The organism is Pseudonocardia sp. Ae150A_Ps1 (assembly GCF_001932315.1).
Classification (GTDB): domain Bacteria; phylum Actinomycetota; class Actinomycetes; order Mycobacteriales; family Pseudonocardiaceae; genus Pseudonocardia.
Map to the genome: position 1 here is coordinate 2,683,313 of NZ_MCIJ01000001.1, position 16,830 is coordinate 2,700,142.

Below are 16,830 nucleotides of genomic sequence, written 5' to 3' on the forward strand. Positions count from 1 at the left end.
GGGTCCCCGGAACCCTGTCCGCGCTGGTCAGGCCGGTTTCACCAGCTCGACTTCCGGACGCCGGGCAGCGCCCCGTCGTGGGCCAGCTCCCGCAGCCGGACCCGGGACATCCCGAACTTGCGGAGGTGCCCCCGCGGACGGCCGTCGACCGAGTCGCGGTTGCGGACCCGGGTGGCACTGGCGTCCCGAGGCTGGCGGCGGAGTTCGGCGGCCGCGGCCGCCCGCTCCTCCTCGGTCGCCGACGGGCGCGCGATCACCGCCTTGAGCTCGGCCCGCCGCTCGGCGTACCGCGCGACGATCTCCTTGCGGCGTTCGTTCTTGGCGATCTGCCCCTACGTGGCCATCAGACCCTCACCCCGTTCGCGCGGATCCGGGCGACGGCCGCGGGCACGCCGATCCGGTCCACTGTTTTGATCCCCTTCGCCGAGAGGGTCAGCCGGACCCAGCGCCCCTCGTCGGCGAACCAGGAGCGCTTCGACTGCACGTTCGGGTCCCAGCGCCGGCTCGTCCGGCGGTGGGAGTGGGACACGGCCTTCCCGAACGACGGCTCGCGGCCGGTCAGGTCACAACGACGCGACATCGGTCACCGCCCCGCGTGCGGGTAGGGCAGCAGGGCCATCTCCCGCGCGTTGCGGATCGCGAGCGCCACCTGTCGCTGCTGCCGGCCCGTCAGCCCGGTCACCCGGCGGGCCCGGATCTTGCCGCGGTCCGAGATGAACGTGCGCAGCAGCGCCGCGTCCTTCCAGTCCACGTGCTCGATCCCGCGGACCTTCAGCGGGTTGGCCTTGCGGCGGGCCAGGCGCAGCGTCGTCTTCCGGGACGGCATCAGCGCTCCTCCTTGAACTCGACGTGGCGGCGCAGCTTCGGGTCGTACTTGCGCAGGACCAGCCGGTCCGGGTCGTTCCGCCGGTTCTTGCGGGTCACGTAGGTCGTGCCGGTGCCGGCCGTCGACCGCAGCTTCACGATCGGCCGGACGTCGGTCGTCTTCGCCATCGGAGCCCTCCTCTCAACATGGGAATCGTTTTCGTTTACGCTACACCCGACCGTCATCAGGCCCGAGCCCCGGGAGGGAAGTCATGACCGAGCTGGTGGTCCTGTGCGGGACCGTGCGCGACGGGGTCGAGCGGACGATCGGACGGATGCGGGAGCTCGACCCGGGCGTCGTCGTGCTGCACCACGAGCTGCACGACCTCGGCCGCGGCCGGGTGCACCGGCGCCTGCGCCGCGGTGCCGACGACGAACGCACCGTGCTGGAGCTGGCACACGGCTGCGTGAGCTGCACGATCCGCGAGGACGTCCTGCCGACGCTGGCCGCGCTGACCGGCACGGTGGACCGGGTCGTCCTGCACCTCGACCCGCGCCTCGAACCCGAGCCGGTCTGCTGGGCACTCGGGGCGGTGCTGTTCGAGCCGGGCGACGGCCGTGCTGCCTGCACCGCGGCCGACCTGGTCGACCTGCGCGGTGTGGTCGCCGTGCTCGACACCGACACCTGGCTGGACGACGCCACCGGCGACGCGACCCTGCCCGAGCGCGGCCTGAGCACCCTGCCCGACGACGAGCGCACGGTCGCCCAGCTCGCCGTCGGCCAGGCCGAGTTCGCGGACGTCGTCGTGACGGCCGGAGGGCCGGCGACCGGGCGGACCGCGGCCGTTCTGGACCGGCTCGCCCCCACCGCGCCGCGGCTGACCGCCGACACCGCCGACCACCGGTTGTTCTGCGACGGCCTCGCCCCGGACACGCGCCGCGGCGTCCCGGGCGGGGTGCACGATCCGCTGTTGCGCGGCACCCCTCCGCTGGAGGAGTCGGGCGGCGTCCGCACGCTGCTGTTCTCCGAGCGCAGGCCGTTCCACCCGGACCGGCTGCACGACGCGATCGACACGCTGCTCGACGGCGTCGTGCGGACCCGGGGACGGGTCTGGCTGGCCACCCGGCCGGACGCCGTCCTCTGGCTGGAGAGCGCGGGCGGCGGGCTGCGGATCGGGCACGCCGGCGACTGGCTGGACGGCGCCGACGAGCAGGCCTGGGCCGAGGCGGGCGACCAGCGGCGGGCGATGGCGGCCCTGTCCTGGCACCCGCGCTGGGGTGACCGGGCCCAGGACCTCGTGGTGCTGTGCCACGAGGCCGACCCCGACGACGTCGACGCCGCCCTGCGCCTCGCCCTGCTGACCGACGCCGAGATCGCCGCCGGCGAGGCCGCCTGGGCCGAGCTGCCCGATCCCTTCGGCTGGGCCCACGACGAACCCTGCGCGGACCCCGAACCGGCGCGCAGCGACCCGACCACCGGAACCGATCGAGAAGGAGAGCACTGATGGCCGTCCCCAAGCGGCGGATGTCGCGCGCGAACACCCGGCACCGCCGGTCGCAGTGGAAGGCCGAGACGCCGGACCTCGTGCCGCTCACCCTGGAGGGGCGCCGGCACCTGGTGCCGCGCCGGCTCGTCCCCGCCTACCGCCGCGGCCTGCTGCCACCGCCCTCCTGAGGGTGTCCCTTACCCGGCCCGTCACCCGCTCCCGGGTGGCGGGCCGGTGGACTGCGTGATCGACCGATGTGCCAGCGGGCCCCTCAGGCGAAGCGTCGTCGGCATGCTGATGACCCACATCCCGATGGACCATCTCGTCGCGCTCGCCGAGGATCGGCAGCGGCGGCTGCGGCAGGAGGCTGAGCACGACCGGCTGGTCCGCGTCGCCCGTGGCATCTCACGACCGCGACGGCTGCTGCGCTGGCTCACCGGTGGTGGCCGGGCCGTCGGCGCCGGCCCGCACGATCCGCGCCCGGCCCGGCCGGGGGCCGGGCCGGGCGCCGTCCCTCCACCGCGGTCCCGACCCGCAGGTGGCTGACCGCCCGGAAACCGGGCGCTCGCTGTCGGTGCCGCGTGCCACGATGCGCCGCATGACGACGGGGGCGACGCGCGGCGGGCCGCTGGGCGCACCGCCGGCGCCCGGTGCCCTGGTCGGCCGGGAGGAGGAGCTCGCGGGCCTGCGCACCGACCTCGACGCCGCACGTGCGGGCCGGGCGGCTGCCGTACTGCTCGCCGGCGACGCGGGCATCGGCAAGTCCCGGCTCGTCGCCGCACTCGCCGCGGAGGCGGTGGCGGCCGGGGGCCGGGTCGCCGTCGGGCGCTGCCTCGACGCGGGCGACGCAGCCCTGCCGTACCTCCCCTTCTCCGAGGTGCTCGCCGCGCTGCCCGGCGACGCGGGCACCGTGCGGCCGGCGCTGCGCGGCCTGCTGCCCGGCCCGGCGGGCGACCCGGCCCCGGCCGGATGGGACGTCGGCCGGCTGCAGGTCTTCGACGCCGTGGCGGGTGCCCTGCGGGAGGCGGCGGCGACGGATCCGCTGGTCGTCGTCCTGGAGGACCTGCACTGGGCCGACCGTTCCAGCCGGGAGCTGCTGAGCTACCTGCTGGCCCGGCTCGGATCGCAACGGCTGCTGGTTCTGGCCACCTACCGGACCGACGACCTGCACCGCAGACACCCACTGCGAGCGACCCTCGCCGAGCTCGTCCGCCTTCCGGCCGTCCGGCGCGCCGTCCTCAGCCCGCTGCCCGACGACGCAGTGCTCGAGCTGGTCCGGGACCGGTCGGCAGGCCCTGGCGGCACCGACGAGGCCACCCTGCGCCGGATCGCCGCGCGGAGCGAGGTCAACGCCTTCTACGCGGAGGAGCTGGTAGCCGCCGGCTCCGACGGCCTGCCCGGCGGGCTCGCCGACCTCCTGCTGACCCGGCTGGACCGGCTGTCCACCCCGGCACGGGAGGTGCTGCGGGTGGCCTCGCTGGCCGAGCGACGGATCCCGCACGACCTACTGCGCGACGCCGCCGAGCTGTCCCCGGGAGAACTCGACGCCGGCCTGCGGGAGGCGGTCTCGCACCACGTGCTGGTCCCGGTCCCCGGCGACCGCGGCGAGGCGTACGCCTTCCGGCACGCGCTGCTGCGCAAGGCGGTGCACGACAACCTGCTGCCGGGCGAGCGGGTCCGGCTGCACGGCCGGCTGGCCGGGCTGCTGGCCGACCGGGAGGACGAGCCCGGTGTGGCCGCCGAGCTCGCCCGGCACGCGATGGCCGCGCACGACCTGCCGCGGGCACTCGCCGCGTCCGTCCGGGCCGCCCGTGAGGCCGACCGCCGGCACGGCCCCGGTCCACGCGGAGCGCGCGCTGGAGCTCTAGCCGGCCGTCGGCGACCCCGAGCGTGTCGCGGGGATCGCGGAGAGCGTGCTGACCCGTGAGGCGGCCTGGGCCGCGAGCGCATCGGGCGACGCGGAGCGGGGCACCGCCCTCGGCGCCCGAGCGGTGCGGGTGGCCGACCTGCGCGAGGGGGTCCGCGCCCGGGCCGACGCGCGCCGCCGGTACGCGCTGCGGCTGCTCGACAGCGGTTCCCGTCCGGACGACGCGATCGCGGCGGCCACCGCCTCGGTGGAGCTGCAGTCCGGGGAACCGCCGAGCACCGACCTGGCCTGGTCGCACGCCGTACTCGCCCGTGCACTCCTCAGCGCGGACCGGCCGGAACCGGCGTGGGAACACGCCCGCACCGCCCTCCGGATCGCCCGGGAACTGCACGACGGGACGCCTCCGGCCGCCGGTTCGGTCGAGTACCGGAACCTGAACGGCGTGTGCGCGGACGCGCTGATCACGCTGGCGTTCTGTGCGCGGATGGAGGGCGACCCGGCGGGGGCACGGGAGCGGCTGGCCCGGGCGGCGTCGCTGGCGGCGGCCTCCGGTGACCGGGTGGTCGAGCTCCGGACCGTGTGGAACCGCGGTGTCTCCTTCATCGAGGACGGTCTGCTCGACGCCGCCGCCGAAGAGCTCGCGGAGGGCGCGCGGCGCGCGGTGGGGTACGGCTTGACCTGGGGCGGGTACGGCCTGGAGTTCCGCGTCGCGCAGGTGCGGGTCGCGTTCCAGCGGGGCGCCTGGGACGAGGCGGCCCGGCTCGCCGGCGAGGTCGACCCGGCGCTGCCGCTACGGGTCACCGGCATGCTGGCCGTCGCGGGGGCGCTCGTGACCGTGGGCCGCGGTGACCTCGACGCCGCCGAACGGCTGCTCACGGCCCTGCGGGCCGAGCCACCGGCACACGACCAGGCCACCCTCCTACAAGGCGTGGTCGGCGCCGAGTCCGCGCTCTGGCGGGGCGATCCGGCGACCGCACACGAGCGGGTCGGGGCGGCGCTCGCCGTGCTGCGCGGGGAGTACCCGCACCACCTCGGCGAGCTGGCGCTCTGCGCGCTCGGGGCGGCGGCGCAGGCGGACCTGGCGGCCACGGCGCGGGCCGGCGACCGCGACGACGGCGTCCACCGGCGGGCGGCCGCCGGCCTCGCCGCGGCCGCCGCGGCCACAGCGGAGCACGGCGTCCCGCGCGGCACCGCGATCGGACCCGAGGGACGGGCCTGGCTGGACCGCGCGCACGCCGAAGCCGCCCGCGCCGTTGGCGGGGCCGATCCCACCGTCTGGGACGCGGTCGTCGACGGCTTCGCGGGTCACGGCGACGGCTACCGCGCGGCCGCGGCCCGGTGGCGCCGGGCCGCCGCGTATCTGGAACGGGCACGCGGCCGACGCGCCGGATCCGGTGTACCCGACCACGACGACGCCGGCACGGCCGACCGCCGTGCGGCCGCCGCGGACCTGGCCTCCGCCGCCGACGAGGCAACCCGGCTGGGCGCCCGCCCTCTCGCGGCCGTCGTCGCCGATCTGGCGGTACGGGCCGGAGCGCCCGCGCGCGGCAGCGACGCCGGGACCGCCGGCGCCGTGCACGGGGGCGGTGCTCCGCACGCCGGGCCGTCCCCGCTGACCCCGCGCGAGCAGGCGGTCCTGGAGCAGGTGGCACACGGTCTGACCAACCGGGCGATCGGTGAGCAGCTGTTCATCAGCGAGAAGACGGTGAGCGTCCACCTGTCCCGGGCGATGGCCAAGCTCGGGGCGTCGGGCCGTGCCGAGGCGGTCTCGGTGGCGCACTCGCGCGGTCTGCTGCCGCCCCGCCCGCGACGGTGCCTGGAGCGGAAACCCTGTCCCCTCCGGTCCGCCGGTGGCACGCCCGGGCCGTGACGCGCGCCACGCACGCTGCCTAGCCTCGGACTGCCGCGCCTGCGCGGCAGGAGGGACGGCGACGATGCCGGACGCGACCACCCACCCGTTCGACCTCTCGGACATCGACGGCGCCTGGACCGCCCCGATCCGCGAGCGCGCCGCCGGGTTCGCGGCCCTGCGCGAGGCGCCCGGCATCCCCTGGTTCGAGCAGCCGCTCTCGCCCGTCCCCGATCCGGGCCCCGGCTACTACGCCCTCACCCGCTACGACGAGATCGTCGAGGCGAGCCGCGCACCGGGCGTCTTCCGGTCCGGACCGGGCGCGACGTCGGTCGCCGACATGCCGCCGGCGTTCCTCGAGTTCTTCGGCTCGATGATCAACGCCGACGACCCGCGGCACGCGCGGCTCCGCCGGATCGTCTCCCGCGGTTTCACCCCTCGACGACTCGCCGACCTGCAGGGCAGCATCGAGCAGGGAGCCCGCGAGATCGTCGACGACCTCCTGGCCGCCGGGGAGTGCGAGGGCGTCGAGACCGTCTCCGCGTGGCTCCCGCTGCGGACGATCTGCGACATGATGGGCATCCCGGCCAGCCACCACCGGTTCGTCTACGACCGCTCCAACGTGATCCTCGGCGCCGGCGACCCGGAGTTCGTGCCCGAGGGCACCGACGTCACCACCGCCCTGCTCACCGCGGGCGACGAGCTCGCCGCCCTGATGCGCGAGCTCGGCGACGCCCGGCGGGCCGATCCGACCGGCGACGTCACCTCCGCGCTGGTCAACGCCGAGATCGACGGCGAGCGCCTCACCCCGGACGAGCTGGCGAGCTTCTTCGTCCTGCTCGTCGTCGCCGGCAACGAGACCACCCGCAACGCCACCAGCTGGGGTCTGCAGCTGCTGACCGACCACCCGGACCAGCGGGCCGCCTGGCTCGCCGATCCGGAGGGGTGACGGCGACCGCCGTCGAGGAGATCGTGCGCTGGGCCTCGCCGGTGATCTACATGCGCCGGACGCTCTCCGAGCCTGCGGTGCTCGGCGGCACCGAGCTGCCCGCCGGGGCGAAGACGGCGTTGTTCTACTGGTCGGCGAACCGCGACCCCGCGGTGTTCGGCCGGGACGGTGCCGATCCCGAGGCCTTCGACGTGCGTCGCGCCCCGAACCCGCACCTCGGGTTCGGTGGTCCGGGCCCGCACTTCTGCCTCGGCGCGCACCTGGCCCGACGCCAGCTGACCGTGCTGTTCACCGAGCTGCTGCGCCGGGCTCCGCGGGTGGCCGTCACCGAGGAGCCGCGCCGGCTGCGCTCGATGTTCATCAACGGGATCACCCGGTTGCCACTGACCGCCGACGCCGGAAAGGCCGTGCTCGCATGATCGTCCGCTCCCCCGCTCCCGCCCTCGACGTGCCGGCCCTGCCGGCCGGCGCGCAGCTGCGCGGTGCCGCCGCCGCGTTCGGCGACGCCCCGGTGCTCCACCACGCCGGGCACGAGCTGTCGTTCGCCGGGCTGCTGGCCCGGGCGTCGTCGTTCGCGCACGCGCTGCACGCCGACGGCATCGGCCGCGGCGACGTCGTCGCCCTGCACCTGCCGAACTGCCCGCAGTACGCGGTCGCCTACTGGGGCACGCTGCTCGCCGGGGCGACCGTGACCCCGGCGAACCCGCTGCTGGCCCCCGCCGATCTCGGGGCCCAGCTCGCCGACTCCGGCGCGGTGGCCGCCCTGTCGTGGGGCGCGGCGCTGCCCGCGCTGCTCGCCGCGCGGCCCGGGACCGCGCTGAAGCGGGTCCTCGCGACGGGACCGGGTGAGGTGCCCGCCGACGTGACCGACCTGGACGCGTTCCTCGAGGGCCGGCCCACGGCCCCGCCCGGCACCGACCTCGATCTCGACCCGGCCACCGATCTCGCGCACCTCGCCTACGCCGGCGGGACGACCGGCCGGTCCAAGGGCGTCCGGGTGACCCACCGGAACGTGCTGACCAACGCGTTGCAGTCCGCCTGCTGGGGAACCGGCGCGAGCCCGGGTGTCCGCGACACCGCGCACGGCCCCGGCGTCGTGCTGGTCGATCCCGGCCCGCCCGAGGAGTTCCCGACGCCCCTCGGTTCCGGCCGCGCGATCGGCATCGCGCCGTGGTTCCACGCGATGGGCACGATCGGCGGGCTGAACGTGCCCCTGCTCGCCGGGAGCCTGACGATCGTGCACGGCCGCTTCGACCCGAAGGCGTACCTCGCCGACGCGACCCGGTTCGCGGTCACGTCGATGTCCGGGGCGCCGCCGGTGTACGCCGCGCTGCTCGCCCACCGCGCCGCCGCCGGGGACCTGTCCTCGGTCCGGTCGCTGACCTCCGGGGCGGCGCCGCTGCCCACCGGGATCATCTCCGGGCTGCGGGAGTGGCTCGGCGACGACCTCGCGATCAGTGAGGGGTACGGCCTCACCGAGGTCACGATGGCCGCCACCCTCGGGCCGGCCGGGCGCTCGGCGCCGCGCCGGCCGGGCACCGTCGGGCTGCCGGTCGCGGGGACGGAGATCCGGATCTCCGGCCACGGCGGCGAGGAGCTCGGGCCCGGCGCGGAGGGCGAGGTGTGGATCCGCGGTCCGCAGGTCACCGGCGGCTACCTGGGCCGGCCCGCGGACACGGCAGCCGCCTTCGACGGCGACGGCTGGCTGCACACCGGCGACGTCGGCGTCCTCGACGACGACGGCTTCCTCCGGATCGTCGACCGGCTCAAGGACATGCTGCTCCACAAGGGCTACAACGTGTACCCCCGCGACCTGGAGGAGCGGTTGCTCGCCGTGCCCGGCGTGACGGGCGCCGCGGTCGTCGGCCGGCCGGCCGGCGTGGCGGGCGAGCGTCCGGTCGCGTTCCTCACCGGGCCCACCGAGGCCGACGCCCGTGCCGCCGTCGAGGAGCTGAACGCCCGGCTGCTGCCCTACCAACGCCTGCCCGAGGTGCACGTGGTGGAGGCGATCCCGGTCTCCGCGGCGGGCAAGGTGCTCAAGCGGGAGTTGCGCGACCAGCTGGCCGGGATCCCGGAGCAGGGTGCCGCATCGGAGTGACAAGGCGTGACTCGTAGTCACGTTCCGATCGGCGTACGGGCGTTCCCCTCAGCCACACGGGTGGAGTAGTCACTCCGACGATTGGCGGATGACGTCACCGGATAACAAGGTGAACGTCCGACACGACAAGACGGGCAGAAGCAGGAACCGGCGGCGCGCACCGGGTCCCGAAGAACCCGTATCGACTCCCCCGAGATCGTGGTGATCGTCATGTCCGCGCCCGTCGTCCGCATCCCGAGCCCGCGCCGTCCCGTCGGATCCGCCGGACCGGTCCCGCAGATCCCGCAGGTCCCGGCCCCGCGACCGGCCCCGGAGGCCGGCCACCGAGCCGGCGCACCCGGCCGGCACCGGGGCACGGCGCGACCGGTCACCACGGCGGCACGGACGTTCACCGTCCTCGCCCGGGCCGGCAGCCTCACCACGCTGGCCGCGATGGTCGTCCTCGCGGCCGCCGTCGCCGGGCTCGCCGACGGCGAGCCGCCGGCCGACGGTACGGGCGAGGCCGCCGTCAGCACCCCGCGCTGAGCGGACTCAGGCGGCGTCCGTGCGGGACTCCTGCTGCCCTGCGGGCTGCGACTTGAGGACGTGCTCCATCAGCTCACCGACGAGACGGTTCCCGCCGAGCCGGTAGCCGAAGTCCTCCCAGGCGAGGAGCTCCCGGGAGATCAGTTCGCCGACCGGACCGGGGTACACCCGGGTGGCACGGAACGCGGCTGCCCGCATCCGCATCTTCTCGTGGTGCTCCATGGGCGCCGGTGCGCTCATGCCCTCACCTCCGCTTTGGGGGACTCGACTTCGGCGCGCTCTCCGCGCTGAGGTGCCCGCCGGTCCTCATGGTGACGGACGATCCGCGATTCGCACGCAGAAGTGCGCTGCGTCTCAATCTGCACGTCACCGCACGGTTGACGGCGCGTTGAGCAGGTGTTGCCCGGATGATCACGGGTCCCGCCGGGCCCCGTGACTACGGTGGACGGATGGCGGACCGCACGCGTGACCTGCTCTGGTCGGACGTCGAGACCATCCACGGGAAGATCCTCCGGCACCCGTTCGTCACCGGGCTGACCGACGGATCGTTGCCCCACGACACGTTCCGGCACTACATCGTCCAGGACGCGCACTACCTGCGCGGCTACGCGAAGGCGCTCGCGGTGTGCGCGGCGAAGGCCCCCACCGACGACGACACCCTGATGTTCGCCGAGCACGCCGGCGGCGCGATCACCGCCGAGCGCGAGCTGCACGACGACCTGCTCGGCGCGCTGGGCCTCACCTCCGAGCAGGCCCGCACCGCGCCGGTCGCCCCGGCCACCCGGGCCTACGTCAGCTACCTGCTCGCCGCCGTGTACGGCGGGTCGTGGGCGGAGGGCGTCGCCGCGGTGCTCCCCTGTTACTGGATCTACGCGAAGGTCGGCGAGCACCTGGTCGGGACCGGCTCGCAGGACCCCCTCTACCAGCGCTGGATCGACATGTACGCCGGTGAGGAGTACCGCGCGGTGGTCGACGCCGCCCTGGACGCCACCGACCGGGCCGGTGCGGCCGCGTCCGTCGCGGAGCTCGCCCTGATGCGCGAGCACTTCACGACGACGTCGCGCTACGAGTGGATGTTCTGGGACGCCGCGCACCGGCCAGGAGACCTGGCCGGTCTGACGACCCCCGCCGGGGCCGCCGGGTCAGCGGGCGTCGTAGCGGTCCGGGATCACGAGGTGCAGGAAGAACGACACGATCCCGACAATGATCGCGCCCCAGAACGCGGACCAGAACCCGTCGACGACGAACGGCAGGTCCACCAGACCGGCCAGCCAGCCGGTCAGCATGAACATCAGCGCGTTCACCACCAGGGCGAACAGCCCGAGCGTCAGGATGTAGAGCGGGCAGCCGAGCGTCGCCACGACGGGCTTCACGATCGCGTTCACCACGCCGAACACCAGCGCGACGGCGAGCAGCGTCCCGGCCCGGGCCCCTGTCGACCCGGCACTGAGGTCGATGCCGCTGACGAGGACGGTCGCCACCCACAGCGACGCCGCGACCACCAGCGTCCGTACGACGAACGCGAGTCCTGGTCCGGCCTGCATCGCCGGTCGGTCACTCATCGGTCGATCACCGCCTGCTGCACGAGGGTCTGGAGCTGGGAACGGATCGGGTAGGTGCTCGACGGCACCAGCTGGGTGAAGAAGAGGGCGACGACGTCGTCGACCGGGTCCACCCAGAATGCGGTGGAGGCGAGCCCGCCCCAGGCGAAGGTGCCCGGGTTGGCGAGCTGCTTGGCCGCCGCCGGGTCGATCACCACGGAGAAGCCGAGTCCGAAGCCGACACCGGCGAACGCGGACTCGGAGAAGATCGGGCGGCCGACCGTGTCGAGGTCCTCACCGCCGGGCAGGTGGTTGCGGGTCGCCGCGGCGAGCGTGCGCGGTCCCACGATCCGGACGCCGTCGAGCTCGCCGCCGCGGGCCAGCATGCGGGCGAACCGCAGGTAGTCGCCCGCGGTGGAGAGCAGCCCGCCGCCGCCGGAGAGGTAGTCCGGCTGCCGGGTCGCCGTGCGTGCCAGCACCTTGTTGACGACGAGCCCGCCACCGGGCTTGGCGTTGTAGAGCGTCGCGAGCCGCTCGGCCTCCGGCGAGTCCGGCGCGACCGAGAACGTCGTCTCGGTCATCCCCAGCGGGCCGGTGATCTCGTCGCGGAAGAACTCGTCGAGCCGCCGGCCCGACGCGACCTCGACGACCCGCCCGAGCACGTCGGTGGCCACCGAGTAGTTCCACTCGGTGCCGGGCTGGAACAGCAGCGGGAACGACGCGAAGTGCTCGGTGGCCGTCGCGAGGTCCATCCCGGCGGGGGCGCCGAACTCGAAGCCCTTCGAGCGGTACATCTCGTCCACCGGGTGCGCGTGGTGGAAGCCGTAGGTGAGACCGGCGGTGTGGGTGAGCAGGTGGCGGATCCGGACGGGCTCGACGGCCGCGTCGGTCCCCGGGTTCAGGGCCGACCCGCCGCGGTAGACCCGCTGGTCGGCGAACGCCGGGATGTAGCGCGACACCGGGTCGGTCAGCTCCAGCGCGCCGCGTTCCCAGAGCATGAGCGTCGCGATCGACGTGATCGGCTTGGTCATCGAGTAGATGCGCCAGATCGTGTCGTCGGTGACCGGGGTCCGCGCGTCGACGTCGCGGTACCCGTGGTGCGAGACGTGCGCCACGCGGTCGTGCCGCGCGACCGCGATCGTCCAGCCGGGGAGCCTGCCGTCGTCGACGTAGCGGCGGAAATGGGTGTCGATCCGGGCCAGCCGCTCCGCATCGAACCCGACCTCGGCCGGGTCCACCTCGATCTTCGGAACCGTCACCGGACCGACCCTACCGACGCGCGCTCCGCCACTCCGACGATCCTCGCCGTGCGAGCCGTCACCGGACGGGTGGACGCTCGTCGCGCCGGTCAGGCCGCCAGCAGCTCGTAGCGGGCCAGGCAGTGGCCGCGCAGCGCGGGGACCGTCCGCAGTCCGGCCGCCATCGCACGGGTCGTGCGCGGCAGGCGCGCCGCGACGGCGGCGGGCGGCACCCCGGCGCCGCAGGCCTCCAGCAGGCGCAGGCCCCACGGCTCCAGCTCGCGGGGGTCCTCACAGGTCCAGTCGACGTCGAGGCCCTGCAGCGGGCCGGCGACCAGCCGGTCGGCGGCCGCCCGGGACAGCACGTCGGTCACCAGGGTCGCGCCGGGCAGCATCCGGGCGGCCGTGAACACGATCCGCTGCACGCCCTGCTCCGGCAGAAGCGCCAGCACCTGGTCGGACACCACGAGGTGGGGCCCGGGCAGCTCGCGGGCGAGCTCCATCCAGTCCTCGTCGAGCGCCGACCCGGACACCAGGTGCGCCGGGCCCGGCAGGAGCTCGCGCCGCAGGTCCGCGATCTCCGGGAGCTCGACGTCGATCCAGTGCGCCGGGCCCTCCGTGCCGAGCCGTCCGGACCGCCCGTCGAGGCCCGGCCCGAGCTCCACGACCGTCCCCGACGGGTGCTCGGCGACGAACTCCCGCACCCAGTGGTCGAGCACCGCGCTGCGCAGCATCATGCAGAGCGCGTCGGTGCGGCCCGGTGCCGTTCCGAGATCGAGATCGTCGGCGAGCCCCGCGGCGGCCGGGTCACCCACCACCGGACGGCGGCGGCGCGCGTCACTCGCGCGGGCCGACGCGGCCGGAAGCGACGTCGACTCGATCGCCCCCAACCGCAGCTGGCGTCGTTGCGTCACGGTGTTACCCCCTGGTCGGGCGAACCTACTAGGGCCCGTACCGGCATCCGGGACGGGGCGGTGGGCGGCGCCGGTCCGGCGGCCGGTGGTACGCGAGCGGTCCGCTCGTCGTGGCCGGGTACCGCGGCGGCGGGCTCCGTCCGGCCCGTCGCGATGATGGGCCGATGCGCAGCCACTCGCTCTCCCCGGGGGCCCACGGCGACGCCGAGGTCCTCGCGCTGCTCGAGCGGCGCCGGACCGCGGGCCGCGGCGCCGGCGCGCACGCCGACGACCACCGGCTGGCCCTCGTCGTCGGCGGTGGCGGGATGCGTGGCGCCTACGCCGGCGGGATGGTGCACGCCCTGGAGGCCGCGGGCCTCGCCGGCTGCTTCGACGAGGTGTGGGGCAGCTCGGCGGGTGCGTTCGTCGGGACGGCGCTGGTGCTCGGGCACGGTGCGGACGCGTCGCGGATCTTCTGCGACGACATGGCGAGCCGGGAGTTCATCGACCCGCGCCGCTTCGGGACCCGCCGTCCGATGGTGTCGCTCGACCACCTGCTCGACCACATCCTCGTGGAGTCCAAGCCGACCGACTGGTCGTCGCTGGTGACCAGCCCGGTGCCGTTGCACGTGCTGGTCACCCGGGCCTCGGACCTCTCGGCGCACGTGCTGACCGGCCTGCCCGACGGCCACGCCTGGAAGTCCGCGATGCGTGCGACGGCGGCGATCCCGCTGCTCGCCGGGCCGCCCGTCCGGATCGGCGACGACGACTGGATCGACGGGTCGGTGAGCGACCCGCTGCCGGTGGCCCGGGCGCTGCGCGGCGGCGCCACCCACGTGCTGGCGCTGATGACGCGCACCGTCGACGAGCTCGTCGCGACGCCGGCCGACGCCCGCGCCCCGCTCTGGGCACGGTCGCTGGACCGGCTCGCCCCCGGTCTGGGCCGGATGGCACAGGACGCGAGCCGGCACGGCGAGTGTCTGTCGCTGCTGACCGACGCGGCGCACCCGGACCGGGCCGGAGCGCACCTGCTCACGCTCGCCCCGCACACGTCGGCCGGGGTGCGGGGCCTGACCACCGATCCGGGCCGCGTCGCCGCGGCCTCCCGGATCGGCCACGAGACCGTCGACGGCGCGCTCGGGCTCCCCGCTGCGGCCTGACCCGCGCCGGGCGATCATGGGGCGGGTCCGGCCGGCCCGATGATTTTCCGGGTGCCGGCCGGTCCCCACTGCCGAGCCGGGTCCGTGAGGGGGTGAGCCGATGCCGGGCGCACCGACCTTCCACACGCGCACGATCACGCTGCTCCCCGGCGGGAGCCGCCCGCACGACGAGGACGAGTGGCGCGGGGCCCTGGTCGTCGTCGACGCCGGGGAGATCGAGCTCTGCTGCTCGGCCGGCGGCAGCCGCACCTTCGGCGCGGGATCGGTCCTGTGGTTCACCGGCCTGGATCTCGTGGTCGTGCGCAACCCCGGCACGACCGACGCCGTGTTCCGCGGGATCACCCGGGCCGCGTCCTGATCCCCGGGTGGTGGGCTCAGACCCCCGCGTCGAGCGCGCGGAGCCAGATCCCGTTGCGGGTGGCGACGAGGCCCAGCTCGCCCGGGTCGGCGACGCACGCCCCGCGCCGCCGGTGGGTGTCCCAGAGCTCCGCGTCGTCGAACACCGCGCCGCAGCCGCCGAAGCGGCCACAGCAGTGCGCCCGGTCCGGTCCGACCCACTCCCGACCGCAACACGTCATCCGCTCGACCCGCACGGGGGCGCACGGTACGCGGGCCCCCCGACAGTTCCGGCCGACCGCCCTCGACCGCTCGACGGGCCGGCTTCCGGCGGCGGCCCGGATGGAGCAACCGGGTTCTCCTACGATCGGTCCAGCCCCGCATCGAGCGGGTGCGAGGGGGAGGTGACGATGGCCGCGCTCGCGGAACGCCTGGTCGATCGGCGGCTGGGGTTCACCGGCACCACGCCGTACGTGCGTGAGCGGGACCTGCGGGTCCCGTTGTCCGACGGTGTGGTGCTGCTCGCCGACCTCTACCGTCGTCCCGGGCCGGTCGAGCCGCGGCCGACGGTCCTCATGCGCACGCCCTACGGGCGCGACGGTCTCGGGTCGATCATCGGCTCGCTGCTGGCCCGGCGCGGCTTCCAGGTGCTGGTGCAGTCCACCCGCGGGACCTTCGGGTCCGGCGGGCAGTTCCGGCCCTTCCTGCACGAGAGCCCGGACGGGCTCGACACCCTGGACTGGGTGCGCGAGCAGGACTGGTGCGACGGCCGTGTGTCGATGGTCGGGCCGAGCTACGTCGGGCACACCCAGTGGGCGATCGCCCCGTACGCCCGTCCGGGCCTGGCCTCGATGAACGCCGACATCACCGCGTCGGAGTTCACCAGCACGTTCTACCCGGGCGGCGCACCGGGCCTGCTGAACCTGGCGAGCTGGGTCAACCAGATCGGCAGGCAGGAGCGGATCGGCGCGGTCACCGGCTTCCTGGCGACGCCGGTGTTCAGCCGTCGCAAGCGCCGCGCCGTGGCGTCGCTGCCGCTGCAGGCCGCCGACGTCGCACTGACCGGCGCGCCGGTGGTGTTCTGGCGCGACTTCGTCGAGCACGCCGAGTCGCCACGCGAGTTCTGGGCACCCGCCGAGCACGACGGGTTCGACGCCGCCGCGATGCCCCCGGTCTGCATGGTCACCGGCTGGTGGGATCTGTTCCTCGACCGGCAGCTGGTCGACTTCACCGCGCTCCAGCGGGGCGGCGCGACCGCCCGCATCACGATCGGGCCCTGGACCCACGGCGACCGGAGCTCGCTGCCGACGATCGCGCAGGAGATGGTGCACTGGCTCGGCGTGCACCTGCACGGCGGCGAGCACGACGGCCGCGCCCCGGTCCGCGCGTGGGTCGAGCACGCCGACCGGTGGACCGACCTGCCGTGCTGGCCGCCGCCGGACGCGCAGCCGACCGAGTGGTACCTGGCCCCCGGGTCCCGGCTGCGCAGCGACTCGACCGGCCCGGCCGGGGCGGGCACGTTCGTCTACGACCCGGCCGACCCGACGCCGACCGTGGGCGGGCCGATGCTGCAGCCGCCGTCGAAGCAGCACGACAACCGCGACATCGAGGCCCGCGACGACGTGCTGGTCTACACCGGGGCGCCGCTGGAGACCGATCTCGACCTGCTCGGCGACGTGTCGGCGGTCGTCTACGTCCGCACCGACTCGGGCGCCGGCGACGTCTTCGTCCGGGTGTGCGACGTCGCGCCGGACGGGACGTCGTCGAACGTCACCGACGCGATGCACCGCCTCGTCCCCGGGCGGGAGGCGAGCGCGCCGGACGGCACGACCGTCGTCCGGATGGCATTGAGCCCGACCGGGTACCGGGTCCGCGCCGGGCACCGGCTGCGGGTGCAGATCGCGGGGGCCGCGTTCCCGCGGTTCGCCCGCAACCACGGAACGGGTGAACGGATGTCGGCCGCGGTCGACGGCCGTCCCATCCGGTACGAGGTGCTGCACGGCCCCGACCACCCGTCGCACGTGGTTCTGCCGTACCACCCCTGAGCGCATTCGGGCGCATTCCCGGAATCGTCACGGAACCG

21 protein-coding genes and 1 pseudogene are annotated in these 16,830 nt (G+C 75.2%); 13 read left to right on the forward strand and 9 right to left on the reverse strand.

All coding sequences use genetic code 11. From position 1 onward, the window contains the following. Positions 1-38 precede the first annotated feature (38 nt). From rpsN to rpmG, 4 genes are read right to left on the reverse strand one after another with little or no spacing between them, the layout of a single operon-like run. The gene (gene rpsN, locus Ae150APs1_RS12375; RefSeq protein ID WP_249266555.1) at positions 39-326 is read right to left on the reverse strand and encodes a 30S ribosomal protein S14; all 288 of its coding nucleotides are present in this window, start codon (positions 324-326) and stop codon (positions 39-41) included. A gap of 17 nt (positions 327-343) precedes the next feature. Continuing rightward, entirely contained in the window at positions 344-580 is a 237-nt protein-coding gene (gene rpmB, locus Ae150APs1_RS12380; protein WP_075297622.1) for a 50S ribosomal protein L28, read from the reverse strand. Positions 581-583: 3 nt separating this feature from the next. Beyond that, entirely contained in the window at positions 584-826 is a 243-nt protein-coding gene (rpsR, locus tag Ae150APs1_RS12385) for a 30S ribosomal protein S18 (RefSeq protein ID WP_075297624.1), read from the reverse strand. Beyond that, complete coding sequence (gene rpmG / locus Ae150APs1_RS12390; protein ID WP_010243203.1) at positions 826-993, reverse strand: 50S ribosomal protein L33; 168 nt, start codon at positions 991-993, stop codon at positions 826-828. Before rpmG ends, rpsR begins: the two co-directional genes overlap by 1 nt. A gap of 83 nt (positions 994-1,076) precedes the next feature. On the opposite strand from rpmG, the gene Ae150APs1_RS12395 reads away from it, so the two are divergent. From Ae150APs1_RS12395 to Ae150APs1_RS12430, 9 genes are all read left to right on the forward strand, one after another. Further along, positions 1,077-2,309 carry a GTP-binding protein gene (locus Ae150APs1_RS12395; RefSeq protein ID WP_075297626.1) on the forward strand — a complete coding sequence of 411 codons (1,233 nt, stop codon included), beginning with the start codon at positions 1,077-1,079 and terminating at the stop codon, positions 2,307-2,309. Continuing rightward, complete coding sequence (gene rpmF / locus Ae150APs1_RS12400; RefSeq protein ID WP_010243198.1) at positions 2,309-2,479, forward strand: 50S ribosomal protein L32; 171 nt, start codon at positions 2,309-2,311, stop codon at positions 2,477-2,479. The genes Ae150APs1_RS12395 and rpmF overlap by 1 nt, the downstream gene beginning before the upstream one ends. 103 nt (positions 2,480-2,582) lie before the next feature. Further along, positions 2,583-2,837 (forward strand): hypothetical protein, encoded by a 255-nt coding sequence (locus Ae150APs1_RS12405; protein WP_075297628.1) that lies wholly within the window; start codon positions 2,583-2,585, stop codon positions 2,835-2,837. A gap of 52 nt (positions 2,838-2,889) precedes the next feature. After that, a complete protein-coding gene (locus tag Ae150APs1_RS12410; RefSeq protein WP_075297630.1) occupies positions 2,890-4,218 on the forward strand; it encodes an AAA family ATPase in 1,329 nt (442 codons plus the stop codon). Beyond that, positions 4,205-6,028 carry a LuxR family transcriptional regulator gene (locus Ae150APs1_RS12415; protein ID WP_075297632.1) on the forward strand — a complete coding sequence of 608 codons (1,824 nt, stop codon included), beginning with the start codon at positions 4,205-4,207 and terminating at the stop codon, positions 6,026-6,028. Before Ae150APs1_RS12410 ends, Ae150APs1_RS12415 begins: the two co-directional genes overlap by 14 nt. Before the next feature lie 64 nt (positions 6,029-6,092). Then, positions 6,093-6,956 carry a hypothetical protein gene (locus Ae150APs1_RS12420; RefSeq protein WP_249266314.1) on the forward strand — a complete coding sequence of 288 codons (864 nt, stop codon included), beginning with the start codon at positions 6,093-6,095 and terminating at the stop codon, positions 6,954-6,956. Further along, complete coding sequence (locus Ae150APs1_RS33555; protein ID WP_249266315.1) at positions 6,953-7,375, forward strand: cytochrome P450; 423 nt, start codon at positions 6,953-6,955, stop codon at positions 7,373-7,375. Before Ae150APs1_RS12420 ends, Ae150APs1_RS33555 begins: the two co-directional genes overlap by 4 nt. Next, the gene (locus Ae150APs1_RS12425) at positions 7,372-9,054 is read left to right on the forward strand and encodes a class I adenylate-forming enzyme family protein (RefSeq protein WP_075297634.1); all 1,683 of its coding nucleotides are present in this window, start codon (positions 7,372-7,374) and stop codon (positions 9,052-9,054) included. Before Ae150APs1_RS33555 ends, Ae150APs1_RS12425 begins: the two co-directional genes overlap by 4 nt. 210 nt (positions 9,055-9,264) lie before the next feature. Then, positions 9,265-9,579 (forward strand): hypothetical protein, encoded by a 315-nt coding sequence (locus Ae150APs1_RS12430; RefSeq protein WP_139316881.1) that lies wholly within the window; start codon positions 9,265-9,267, stop codon positions 9,577-9,579. 6 nt (positions 9,580-9,585) lie between these two features. On the opposite strand, the gene Ae150APs1_RS12435 is transcribed toward Ae150APs1_RS12430, so the two are convergent. Then, positions 9,586-9,819 carry a hypothetical protein gene (locus tag Ae150APs1_RS12435; protein ID WP_139316882.1) on the reverse strand — a complete coding sequence of 78 codons (234 nt, stop codon included), beginning with the start codon at positions 9,817-9,819 and terminating at the stop codon, positions 9,586-9,588. Between the two features lie 209 nt (positions 9,820-10,028). On the opposite strand from Ae150APs1_RS12435, the pseudogene tenA reads away from it, so the two are divergent. Further along, a pseudogene (tenA, locus tag Ae150APs1_RS12440) lies at positions 10,029-10,613 on the forward strand (thiaminase II); the annotation flags it as partial. 108 nt (positions 10,614-10,721) lie between these two features. Here tenA and Ae150APs1_RS12445 read toward each other — a convergent pair. From Ae150APs1_RS12445 to Ae150APs1_RS12455, 3 genes are all read right to left on the reverse strand, one after another. Beyond that, positions 10,722-11,141, reverse strand: a complete 420-nt coding sequence (locus tag Ae150APs1_RS12445) for a phage holin family protein (protein WP_227012767.1) — start codon at positions 11,139-11,141, stop codon at positions 10,722-10,724. Next, on the reverse strand, positions 11,138-12,379 hold the full coding sequence (locus Ae150APs1_RS12450; protein ID WP_075297638.1) for a serine hydrolase domain-containing protein: 1,242 nt from the start codon (positions 12,377-12,379) through the stop codon (positions 11,138-11,140). Before Ae150APs1_RS12450 ends, Ae150APs1_RS12445 begins: the two co-directional genes overlap by 4 nt. Before the next feature lie 89 nt (positions 12,380-12,468). Continuing rightward, a complete protein-coding gene (locus Ae150APs1_RS12455; RefSeq protein WP_083680091.1) occupies positions 12,469-13,272 on the reverse strand; it encodes a class I SAM-dependent methyltransferase in 804 nt (267 codons plus the stop codon). Between the two features lie 164 nt (positions 13,273-13,436). Between Ae150APs1_RS12455 and Ae150APs1_RS12460 the strand changes: the two genes are divergently transcribed. Together Ae150APs1_RS12460 and Ae150APs1_RS12465 are read left to right on the forward strand one after the other, a co-directional pair. Then, positions 13,437-14,411, forward strand: coding sequence for a patatin-like phospholipase family protein (locus Ae150APs1_RS12460; protein WP_075297642.1), 975 nt, complete (start codon positions 13,437-13,439; stop codon positions 14,409-14,411). Between the two features lie 100 nt (positions 14,412-14,511). After that, positions 14,512-14,769, forward strand: coding sequence for a hypothetical protein (locus tag Ae150APs1_RS12465; RefSeq protein ID WP_010243179.1), 258 nt, complete (start codon positions 14,512-14,514; stop codon positions 14,767-14,769). A 16-nt stretch (positions 14,770-14,785) separates the two neighbouring features. On the opposite strand, the gene Ae150APs1_RS12470 is transcribed toward Ae150APs1_RS12465, so the two are convergent. Continuing rightward, on the reverse strand, positions 14,786-15,004 hold the full coding sequence (locus Ae150APs1_RS12470) for a hypothetical protein (protein ID WP_010243177.1): 219 nt from the start codon (positions 15,002-15,004) through the stop codon (positions 14,786-14,788). 153 nt (positions 15,005-15,157) lie between these two features. On the opposite strand from Ae150APs1_RS12470, the gene Ae150APs1_RS12475 reads away from it, so the two are divergent. After that, a complete protein-coding gene (locus Ae150APs1_RS12475) occupies positions 15,158-16,792 on the forward strand; it encodes a CocE/NonD family hydrolase (protein WP_010243175.1) in 1,635 nt (544 codons plus the stop codon). Positions 16,793-16,830: the final 38 nt, after the last annotated feature.